The sequence below is a fragment of the Escherichia sp. E1130 genome (assembly GCF_005781065.1).
GTDB lineage: Bacteria > Pseudomonadota > Gammaproteobacteria > Enterobacterales > Enterobacteriaceae > Escherichia.
Genome location: NZ_VATL01000055.1, coordinates 1 through 3197 on the forward strand (window position 1 = coordinate 1; position 3197 = coordinate 3197).

A 3197-nucleotide genomic window follows, 5' to 3' on the forward strand; every position below is an offset into this window, starting at 1 on the left:
TTTAAATTGACCAGAACAAACAGATAGTGTGTCAGTATCCATAAACAACGGCTCATATCATCACCGGTGGTACTAAAACTTGCATACATCAGTGAATATTTCACATAACGGAGTCAATATGTATTGTTCGGAATAATTTTAACAACATGTTATATAAAGATAAATTGCTGCTGACTTAATTAAGTCAGCAGCAATTTATCTTTATATTTACTGAAGTATGCACTTGCCTCATATCACAGCATCTTTACGACAATTATGTGAACAACTTTGCATTTTTTCCTTATCTTTGCATTAAACTCCAAGATTCATTAAAATAGAGAAAAGTTATGATTAAAGGATGTTCAGATGGGACTAATGGATACACTTGACCAGTGCATTACAGCAGGTCACGAGATGACAAAAGCGATAGCTATCGCTCAGTTTAATGATGACAGTCCGGAGGCACGAAAAATAACCCGCCGTTGGCGAATCGGAGAAGCTGCTGATTTAGTTGGCGTTTCCTCTCAGGCGATCAGGGATGCGGAGAAAGCCGGTCGACTTCCACACCCCGATATGGAAACACGGGGAAGAGTGGAACAACGCGTCGGCTACACGATCGAACAAATCAACCATATGAGAGATGTTTTTGGAACCCGTTTACGGCGTTCTGAAGACTCGTTCCCACCCGTTATTGGAGTCGCTGCCCATAAAGGTGGTGTTTACAAAACATCTGTTTCTGTTCATCTGGCACAGCATCTTGCCCTGAAAGGACTACGTATCCTGCTCGTTGAGGGGAATGATCCACAGGGTACAGCGTCCATGTATCACGGCTGGGTACCGGATCTTCATATTCATGCTGCAGACACCCTCCTCCCTTTTTATCTCGGGGAGAAAGATGATGTAAGTTACGCGATTAAATCAACCTGCTGGCCCGGGCTGGATATTATTCCTTCGTGCCTGGCATTACATCGCATCGAAACTGAACTCATGGGGAAATTTGACGAAGGCAAACTGCCAACAGATCCACACCTTATGTTACGTCTGGCTATTGAAACGGTTGCCCATGATTATGATGTCATCGTCATAGACAGTGCTCCAAATCTGGGAATTGGCACCATTAATGTGGTATGTGCAGCTGATGTGCTGATTGTTCCGACTCCGGCTGAGCTGTTTGATTATACATCTGCCCTTCAGTTTTTTGACATGCTTCGTGATTTGCTGAAAAACGTGGATCTGAAGGGATTTGAGCCCGATGTCCGGATTCTTCTTACCAAGTACAGTAATAATAATGGTTCACAGTCCCCATGGATGGAAGAGCAAATCAGGGATGCATGGGGCGGAATGGTGCTGAAGAATGTTGTCCGAGAAACAGACGAAGTAGGTAAAGGTCAGATCCGTATGAGAACGGTTTTTGAACAAGCCATTGACCAACGTTCTTCCACGGGCGCATGGCGAAATGCCCTTTCTATCTGGGAACCTGTTTGTAATGAAATTTTTGATCGGTTGATTAAACCTCGCTGGGATATCAGATAATGAAGCGTGCACCTGTCATTCCGAAAAATATGATGAAAACCGCACTGGTTGATACCGAACAATCTCCAGGACCTGCAGCGCCAATGGTTGATGCTCTGATTGCCAGGGTTGGTGCAATGGCCCGGGGGAATACAATTTCTCTTCCGGTCTGTGGGCGCGAGGTTAAATTCATACTCGAATCCATTCCTGGCAACTCAATTGAAGAAATGTCCAGTATCTGGTCAGGTAACGAACGGGATCAGGAGCTTTTGACTGAGGATGCTCTTGATGATTTGATCCCTTCTTTTCTTCTGACGGGACAGCAGACACCAGCCTTCGGACGCCGGGTAGCAAATATCATTGAGGTTGCAGACGGAAGTCGCCGTCGGAAAGCTGCTATTCTGACTGCCACTGATTATCGTATTCTGGTTGGTGATCTTGATGATGAACAGATGTCAGCATTGTCCCGCCTGGGTAATGACTATCGTCCCATCAGTGCTTATGAACGCGGTAAGCGTTATGGCGAGAGACTTGAAAAGGAGTTTGCAGGCAATATCTCTGCTCTGGCTGAGGCAGAAAATATTTCCCGGAAGATTATAACCCGTTGTTTAAACACAGCCCGCCTTCCCAAGTCTGTTATTTCACTCTTCTCCCACCCGGGCGAGCTGTCGGCTCGGGCCGGAGAATCGCTTCTTAAGGCTTTTTCGGGTAAAGAAAGTATTCTCGAAAAACAGGCCGCAGAGCTTCATGACCAAAAAAAAGCGGGTGTGATTTTTGAAGCGGATGAAGTTATTTCGCTACTTACATCTGTTCTGAAAAAAACTACGTCAACTCGTGAAAATCTGGGTTCTCGCCATCAGTATGCACCGGGGGCGACTGCTTTGTATAAAGGGGATAAAGTTATTCTTAATCTCGACAGAAGCCGTTTACCTGCAGAATGTTTTGAACAAATTGAAGCTATTCTGAAAAAGCTGAAATGAAGGTATCAGATCCCAACAGGAATGGTAAAGCCATATTTAACGAGCAGAGAATGAGGTCTGTTGCCACATCACCGCCTGGGACCATGGTCCCTCTTACCAATCTGGGGGACGATTACCACCCGGGACCACGGTCCCATTTGCAACTCTGAACCTTCCCGGAAATCTGGGATAACAGGCAGAACATCTTCAATACTCACGCGTTTTTGCTACCCGCGCAGTTGCCATCCTGCACCGATTTTAGGATTGAGATGGATATCCACTTCGTCCTCATAAAAGACCGGGTGTTCAGCACTGCATTCGTCCAGCGCTTTGTGGATTGCCGCCATCTTTTCATCTTTATGCGGGTCCCGGATGCACAGGGTTGGTGCAGCTCTGTGCCACACCAGCCCTGCGGCTGGCAACCAGCGACGGACGGTTTCTGGATGTAATCGACACCCGGTTATATACTATATTTTTTATAGCCAACAGATCCGTGCTCCAGCGTGAGCGCTGATAACCAAAATCGCCGGGAGAATGCTTTACCAGTTCACGTTACAGTGTACAGATATGCTCAACTGGCCAGCGGCGTGAACGTCCTGCGGGTAAAGATTTCAGGCCTTCAACACCTGATAACGTAAACCAGTTAATCCTGCGTCCTACAGATGAACGGGCACAGCCGTGATTGAACCGCCCCGGGAATCCTGGAGACTAAACTCTTTGAGAGAGGGGAGATCAACAGGATGAGCA

General features: G+C 46.5%; 2 protein-coding genes and 1 pseudogene. 2 read left to right on the forward strand and 1 reads right to left on the reverse strand.

What is annotated here, in order from left to right:
- The first annotated feature begins 345 nt into the window (after positions 1-345).
- Together sopA and FEK66_RS24995 are read left to right on the forward strand one after the other, a co-directional pair.
- Positions 346-1512, forward strand: coding sequence for a plasmid-partitioning protein SopA (gene sopA / locus FEK66_RS24990; protein WP_135495641.1), 1167 nt, complete (start codon positions 346-348; stop codon positions 1510-1512).
- Positions 1512-2471 carry a ParB/RepB/Spo0J family plasmid partition protein gene (locus FEK66_RS24995; RefSeq protein WP_135495640.1) on the forward strand — a complete coding sequence of 320 codons (960 nt, stop codon included), beginning with the start codon at positions 1512-1514 and terminating at the stop codon, positions 2469-2471. Before sopA ends, FEK66_RS24995 begins: the two co-directional genes overlap by 1 nt.
- A 209-nt stretch (positions 2472-2680) precedes the next feature.
- On the opposite strand, the pseudogene FEK66_RS25000 reads toward FEK66_RS24995, so the two are convergent.
- Positions 2681-3125, reverse strand: a pseudogene (locus FEK66_RS25000) (winged helix-turn-helix domain-containing protein); the annotation flags it as partial.
- Between the last annotated feature and the right edge of the window lie 72 nt (positions 3126-3197).

Excerpts from the sequence above, each read along its gene's own strand:
- sopA (WP_135495641.1), top strand. The coding sequence starts at position 346 with ATGGGACTAATGGATACACTTGACCAGTGCATTACAGCAGGTCACGAG.
- FEK66_RS24995 (WP_135495640.1), top strand. The coding sequence starts at position 1,512 with ATGAAGCGTGCACCTGTCATTCCGAAAAATATGATGAAAACCGCACTG.